Below are 6,804 nucleotides of genomic sequence, written 5' to 3' on the forward strand. Positions count from 1 at the left end.
CCTATTTCACAGGTCGTAATTTTTTCTTCGTGTCCTTCGTGCTCTTCGTGGTTTATCCTTGATTTTCATCAAGGCAGGCTCTTGTTTACCCCATCCTTTTACCCAATTTGTGGGTAAGGATAAGCCTGAGGGGAGAGGGTAGGGTGAGGGGGGATTGCTTCTACAAGAGACCAACCTATCAAATCAAATGTGACGGTACACTAATTGAGCCGCCAAGGCGGAAAATATGGGTAGATTTTTTAATACAGCCGGCCACTGTAAGCCGGAATGGCATTATACGGTTGATCCTTTGCCGCGCCTGCCAGGTGTCCGAGATCTAATTGAAGGAGGACACTATTTTGTCTTTAATGCCCTGGCCAATCAGATTGTCAGGCATATTTTGAAAAATGACTACAGCCGAACCATCACCCCGGCCCATGTGGTCCAGGCCAGAGAGGAACTGATCCAACGCCGTGATACTCACTTAGACTGTCTGATAGACAAGCTCAGGGAACCGGTAGTAAAGGATGTGGCCGAGGCCATTATTGGCGGAGAAGTCATAGTGTCTGACCGCCTTAATGATGCCATAGCTTACGTTCATGACCTGGGACTTATTACCAGAAAGTCACCCGTAAAGTTTGCCAATCCCATCTACGCCGAGATCATCCCCAGGGTCTTGAACTACGGCTGGGAGCTTTCCTTTAATGAGGACCTGGTTGATCAGACGTGGTATGTAAAAGATGGTCGGCTTGACATGGATGCCCTGTTGGCCGCCTTTCAGAAGTTCTACCGTCGTAATTCAGAGGCATGGCTGGAGAGATTTGACTTTCGCGAGGTGGGAAGACGGTTATTGCTAATGGCCTTTCTCTAACGGATTGTCATTGCCGGGGGGGCTATTGAGCGAGAGATGGCCGTAGGGAGTGGACGTTGTGACCTTTTGGTGTGATTTGGCCCTAACCGCTTTATTATAGAACTCAAACTGCGGCGAGATCAATATTCGGAAGAAGAGGGGCTGGAGCAGATAGCCCGCTATCTGGATCGTTTAGGCCTGGACCACGGATACTTTATTTTGTTCGAGATAGACCCCAAAATCCCATGGGAGAAACGTATTTATCGTAAAGAAGTCGAACAAGGCGGGAAAAAGATTAGTTTGATTGGTATGTAGAAGGGCGGCGGCGCCTGAGCGTTGGAGAGAACGAATCAGGAAAGGAGTTAGCGATGTACCATCCTAACCGAAATGAATTTAAGAAAAAAGCTGAGCAGGGCAATCTGATTTCGGTCTACACCGAGATTCTGGCCGATATGGAGACGCCGGTTTCGGCCTTTTACAAAATAGGCCAGGATGATTTTGCCTACCTCCTGGAAAGCGTGGAAGGCGGGGAAAGGATCGGCCGTCACTCCTTCCTGGGGATTTCACCTAAAATCATTCTGGAAAGCAAAGGCCCCCATATTACCATTATCCAGAAAGATCAGCCCCAGACCACTAAAGAGAAAGGGGATCCGCTGGCCTTCCTAAAAAAGCTGCTTGAACCTTTCAAACCGGTCAGAGTTGATGAACTACCCGGCTTCTATGGCGGATGGGTAGGATACCTCGCCTACGATTATATCCGTTTTATTGAAGACATCCCGGATAACAACCCTGATGACCTTAACCTGCCTGACTCCGTCTTTATGATCGCCGACGACCTCCTTATCTTTGATCACGTCCTTCATACCCTTAAGGTAGTCTCAAATGCCCATATCCGGCCCGATCAAGGTGTGGATGAGGCCTATAATGAAGCGATTAGCCGCATAGAGAAGACAGTCAGCGCCTTGAGGGCCCCTCGCGAACTTCCTTCTGAGTTGAAAGGCACCGGAAGAAAGGTGATAAAACCCGACTCTAATTTTACCAAATCAGCCTATGAATTGGCGGTTATGAGGGCCAAAGAGTATATCAAGGCTGGAGACATCTTCCAGGTCGTTCCCTCGCAGCGGCTCACCACCCCTATCCTGGCCTCTCCCCTGGACATCTACCGGGCCCTCAGGGTGATCAACCCTTCTCCTTATATGTATTACCTTAATTTTGGTCCTCTGAAGATAGTCGGTTCTTCTCCTGAAATCCTGGTCAGGGTTACCGGCCGGAATGCCGAAGTCCGCCCTATTGCCGGAACAAGGCCGCGAGGCAAGTCCCGCAAGGAGGATAAGCAACTGGAGGAGGACCTGCTGTCTGATCCCAAGGAACTGGCCGAACACGTGATGCTGGTTGACCTGGGCCGAAACGACCTGGGCCGGGTTTGTGAATACCAGAGTATTCATTGGCCTGAATTTGAAGTAATAGAACGCTACTCGCATGTCATGCATATTGTTTCTTCGGTAAAAGGCAAGGTCAGACCCGGCTTTGATTCTCTTGATGTCCTGAGGGCTTGTTTTCCGGCCGGCACCGTAAGCGGGGCGCCAAAGATCAGGGCTATGGAGATCATCGACGAACTGGAACCCACCCGTCGTGGACCTTATGCCGGCTCGGTCGGCTACTTCAGCTTTTCCGGCGACCTGGATATGGCCATTACCATCCGAACGATTATCATCTCCAAAGACAGGGCTTATGTCCAGGCCGGCGGAGGAGTGGTGGCTGATTCTGATCCGGACCGGGAATACCAGGAGACCATGAATAAGGCCCGGGGGATGATTAAGGCTATTGAGCTGGCCGAAAGCGGATTCAGATGATGAATTATAACCCTTCAGGCCGCTTTTATATTTCCTTTGGGCCTCTGTGGCTGAACGCGTAACTATTCAGCCACGGATTTACACGGATGAAACACTGATTTTTTTGTAAGTGTTCAGCCACAAAGACACTAAGACACAAAAATAGAGCAGTAGAGCAGCAGAGCAGTAGAGCAGTAGTTAAAGACTTTTCTGAAAGTTTCAGAACCTCTGCTCTATTGCTCTAATGTTCTCTACGACACATATTTTGTAACCGTTCATCCCATGAGGCTGGACGCTGGATGCTCGATGCTCGACACTGGACATTGGATACTTTACCAGCATCGAGCATCCAGCATTCGAGTATCGAGTATCGAGACATTCTTGCGGATAACGTAAAACAGGAGAGGCTAATGTTAATAAGTGATATTCAATTCATTTTCATTATCATAAGCTGCCTGGCTGTAATCGCCATTGTCTTCCTGGCCATCAGGGACTACTGGCAGAGGAAGGAATTCGGGGCATTAAAGGCACAGGATGCTAAAACCATTCTTGGCCTGATTAAGGATAAAGAAATCCTGTTCAGCGATATCCTGACCAAACTGGATTCCCTCAGCCATAAAGAAGAAAAGCAGCAGGGCCTGTTGGTTAATATGCTCAGCAGGTATGAAGAAGAAGAAAAAAAACGCCAGGAGACCCAGATGAACATGTTGGACTACAAGGTTCAGAAATGGCAGGACCAGATGGAAGACCGAATTACCCAGCGATTCATCCGTCTGCAAAAGGATATCGAACAATTAGATAACCGATTACAAAAATTAGAGAAAAAGTAACTATTCAGCCACAAAGCCACTAAGGCCCAAAGAGAATATGGCTGAGTAGTTACGAGAAAGAAAGATAAACCGTGAGCGGCGGATTTAAGAGATTGATCCCTTTCAGTATTGTTTCGCTTCTTCTCTTAACCAACCTCTTTCCCCTGGGCTGGATGGTGATTACCTCGCTGCGTCCTGAAGGCAAGATCATCTCAGACCAAACTAGGTTGATTCCGGAAGATATCTCTCTGGATAATTTCAGGGAGGTGTGGCAGAGCGGCCCCTTTGCCCGCTACAGCTTCAACAGTATCCTGGTTACGAGCGTGGTCATCCTGACCAATATCGGTTTTTCCTCTATGGTGGGTTATGCCTTTGCCCGCGGTCGGTTTTGGGGCAAGGAGATCCTTTTCGGTTTTATTGTGGCCTCCCTTATGATCCCCAAACAGGTCTTGATCATCCCGATCTTTATCTTGATGCATAAGATGGGCTTGATCAACACATATTTTGCCCTTATTCTGCCTTTTTGTTGTGATGGCTTCAACATCTTCCTGATGAGACAGTATATTCAGTCTCTCCCCTTAGACTTAGAAGATGCCGCTCGACTAGATGGGGCTTCTGAAGCCGGTTTGCTTTTCAGGATAGTGATGCCTCTGGCCAGGCCGGCTCTGGCCGTAGTGGCCATAAACACCGCCCTGGTTACCTGGAACGCGGTGCTTTATCCCTTGATCTTGACCAGCACTGATGAGATGAGAACCTTACCGGTTGGCCTGGCTCTTTATTCTCACGGCCCCCATTCGGTTGATTGGGGACATCTAATGGCCGGCTCAAGCCTGGCCTGCCTGCCTATCTTGATTGTGTTTTTAGCCTTCCAACGTCATATTATCGCCGGCATCACTGCCGGAGCAACCAAAGGATGAGATCGATGGTGAATAGGCTGAAGACTTTTAGGCTGAAGGCTGAAGGCTTTTAGGGAACAGCCTTCAGCCTATAGTTAGTAATCTGCCATACAGAGATGTCACTGAACAATTCAATCCGCCATCCGAAATCAGAAATCAGAAATCCAAAGATTGTTTCTATCATTGGGCCAAAAGGCTCCGGAAAGACCACCCTGATTAAAGGGCTGATCAAGGAACTCAATCGCCGGGGTTATCGTGTGGGAACTATCAAGCATTACGACTGCCACCTTGACCTGAAGGAGGTGGAAAAACCAGGGAAGGATACTTTTCACCATTTAACCGCTGGCGCAGAAAGGGTAGTCCTGGCAGGGCCTGCTTGGTTAACCCTGGCCAGAGAACTAAAGAAAGAAATGGGGTTAAATGAAATATGTCAAACTTACCTTCAGGGGTTGGATCTGGTTTTAACTGAAGGTTATAAGGGGGAGGATAAACCAAAGATAGAGGTCTTTCGGTCTGAGCTTTATCAGCAACCACTTTCTAAGCCAGGCGATGATTTGGTAGCCCTAGTTAGCGACACCAGGTTAGACCTGGGGGTAACGTGCTTTGAACCTACTAACTACAAGGGTTTGGCGGATCTCTTGGAGAAGAAATTTATTTGGCACGATAGTAAAAGTTGAGAATTGCGAACTTTGATTTTGCCGCCGCTTTTTTGTTGACAAACCCTGAGCTTATCGTGTATCATATTTTTAAACCTAAGGTAAGTGTTCAGCCACAAAGACGCTAAGACACAAAAATAGAGCAGTAGAGCAGCAGTTAAAGACTTTTCTGAAAGTTCCAGAACTGCTGCTCTATTGCTCCACTGCTCTCTAAAACACATACTTTTTTCCCCTTCGTGTCTTCGTGCCTTGGTGGCTGAACGGTTACAACCTAAGTTTTGCACGAAATCGAATCTATCGTCTTTGGGGGATTTTGAACCGCCCCAGAATGGCTGAGAATCTTTTTAGATGAAAAGAAAGAAAAGGCTTATTATCATAAGCATCTTGCTCTTAATTATTTTTGCTTTTATTGCCTATAAATTCTATATAGATAATAGAGGTGATAAAGATATTATTTCAGGCACTGGCACTATTGAAACGGCTGAGGTGATAGTATCTTCTAAAGTGGAGGGCAGAATAGCTAATCTTTATATAGATAAAGGGACTAAGGTCAAGAAGGGACAGGTTATTGCCGAGATTGAACGGGTGGAATTAAAGGAACTGGCCAGAGAGGCAGAGACGAAACTTAAATTGGCCAGGACTCATTTGTCCCAGGCAGAGACATTAGCCACACTTGGGCCACAAATCACTAATGCCCGGATTGAGCAAGCTAAGAGTAATTTAGCCCAGGCAAAAGCCAGTTTGGAAAATACTGAGAAAGACCTCTTGCGAATAAAAAGATTGTTTGAGCAGGGCGCCGTCTCTCAACAACAATTTGACGCTATCCAGACTAAATATACCCTGGCTTATGAAAACCTGAATACAGCCGAATCCAACCTCGAACTTGCCCTGTCTAATAGACTAGACAATAAGGTTAAAGAGGATGAGGTTGAAAAAGCTAAATCTCAATTAAAGTTAGCTGAGACTGGCTTAGAATTAATCAGGATCAAGCTGGCTGAAACTACTATTAGGAGTCCCCTGGAGGGAACGGTGCTGGTAAAATCTATCGAAGAGGGCGAGTTAGTCGGCCCGGGGACACCTATTGCCACCATAGCTAATCTGGATGATATCTGGGTAAAGATTTATATCAAGGAGGCTGATTTAGGAAGGGTTAAACTGGATCAGGCGGCAAGGGTAACGATAGACTCATTCCCAAACCGTATCTTTAAAGGCAATATTCACTTTATCTCCCAAGAGGCGGAATTTACCCCTAAGAATATCCAGACCAGGGAAGAACGGATTAAACAGGTCTTTGGGGTAGAAATAAAGCTCCTTAATCCGCAAGGGATAATTAAACCTGGCATGCCGGCCGATGCGGAGATATTAACAAATGGTAACTATTTAGCTACTGATTAACACGGATTAGCACGGATAAATAGCAGATAGCAAAGGACAGAAGACAGAGGTTAGAGAACAAAGAACAGATGTCAGAGGCGGGTATCCTTCGTTGACGGGGGATTAAGAAGAACAGAAGACAGAACTCAGAGAACAGAAGGAGACAAACCTTTCAGCCTAATTACGGACACGGATCTTGGACACGGTTCACGAATTTAAACGATTCGTAACTACTCAAGACTAAGTTAAGCAGTTAGTTGGGAGACAAAGCAAAATTCCCTCTCCCTTGATGCTTATCCTTACCCACAAATTGGGTAAAAGGATGGGGTAAACAAGAGCCTGCCTTGATGAAAATCAAGGATAAACCACGAAGAGCACGAAGGACACGAAGAAAAAATTACGACCTGT

The 6,804-nt window shown here is 46.7% G+C and carries 6 protein-coding genes; all 6 read left to right on the top strand.

Features of this window, described 5'->3' with window-relative positions:
• Positions 1–226: 226 nt before the first annotated feature.
• The 6 genes from AB1797_12025 to AB1797_12050 all read left to right on the top strand — a co-directional run bounded on the left by AB1797_12025 (position 227) and on the right by AB1797_12050 (position 6,417).
• A complete protein-coding gene (locus AB1797_12025) occupies positions 227–850 on the top strand; it encodes a hypothetical protein (GenBank protein ID MEW5768325.1) in 624 nt (207 codons plus the stop codon).
• 347 nt (positions 851–1,197) lie between these two features.
• Positions 1,198–2,682 carry an anthranilate synthase component I gene (trpE, locus tag AB1797_12030; GenBank protein ID MEW5768326.1) on the top strand — a complete coding sequence of 495 codons (1,485 nt, stop codon included), beginning with the start codon at positions 1,198–1,200 and terminating at the stop codon, positions 2,680–2,682.
• A 278-nt stretch (positions 2,683–2,960) separates the two neighbouring features.
• Positions 2,961–3,491 (top strand): hypothetical protein, encoded by a 531-nt coding sequence (locus AB1797_12035; GenBank protein ID MEW5768327.1) that lies wholly within the window; start codon positions 2,961–2,963, stop codon positions 3,489–3,491.
• Between the two features lie 71 nt (positions 3,492–3,562).
• On the top strand, positions 3,563–4,387 hold the full coding sequence (locus AB1797_12040) for a carbohydrate ABC transporter permease (protein ID MEW5768328.1): 825 nt from the start codon (positions 3,563–3,565) through the stop codon (positions 4,385–4,387).
• Positions 4,388–4,482: 95 nt separating this feature from the next.
• Positions 4,483–5,043 carry a molybdopterin-guanine dinucleotide biosynthesis protein B gene (gene mobB, locus AB1797_12045; GenBank protein ID MEW5768329.1) on the top strand — a complete coding sequence of 187 codons (561 nt, stop codon included), beginning with the start codon at positions 4,483–4,485 and terminating at the stop codon, positions 5,041–5,043.
• A 327-nt stretch (positions 5,044–5,370) separates the two neighbouring features.
• The gene (locus AB1797_12050) at positions 5,371–6,417 is read left to right on the top strand and encodes an efflux RND transporter periplasmic adaptor subunit (GenBank protein MEW5768330.1); all 1,047 of its coding nucleotides are present in this window, start codon (positions 5,371–5,373) and stop codon (positions 6,415–6,417) included.
• The last annotated feature ends 387 nt before the right edge of the window (positions 6,418–6,804 follow it).

Source organism: bacterium (assembly GCA_040753085.1).
Classification (GTDB): Bacteria; UBA9089; JASEGY01; order JASEGY01; family JASEGY01; genus JASEGY01.

Excerpts from the sequence above, each read along its gene's own strand:
- AB1797_12025 (MEW5768325.1), top strand. The coding sequence starts at position 227 with ATGGGTAGATTTTTTAATACAGCCGGCCACTGTAAGCCGGAATGGCAT.
- trpE (MEW5768326.1), top strand. The coding sequence starts at position 1,198 with ATGTACCATCCTAACCGAAATGAATTTAAGAAAAAAGCTGAGCAGGGC.
- AB1797_12035 (MEW5768327.1), top strand. The coding sequence starts at position 2,961 with ATGCTCGATGCTCGACACTGGACATTGGATACTTTACCAGCATCGAGC.
- mobB (MEW5768329.1), top strand. The coding sequence starts at position 4,483 with ATGTCACTGAACAATTCAATCCGCCATCCGAAATCAGAAATCAGAAAT.
- AB1797_12050 (MEW5768330.1), top strand. The coding sequence starts at position 5,371 with ATGAAAAGAAAGAAAAGGCTTATTATCATAAGCATCTTGCTCTTAATT.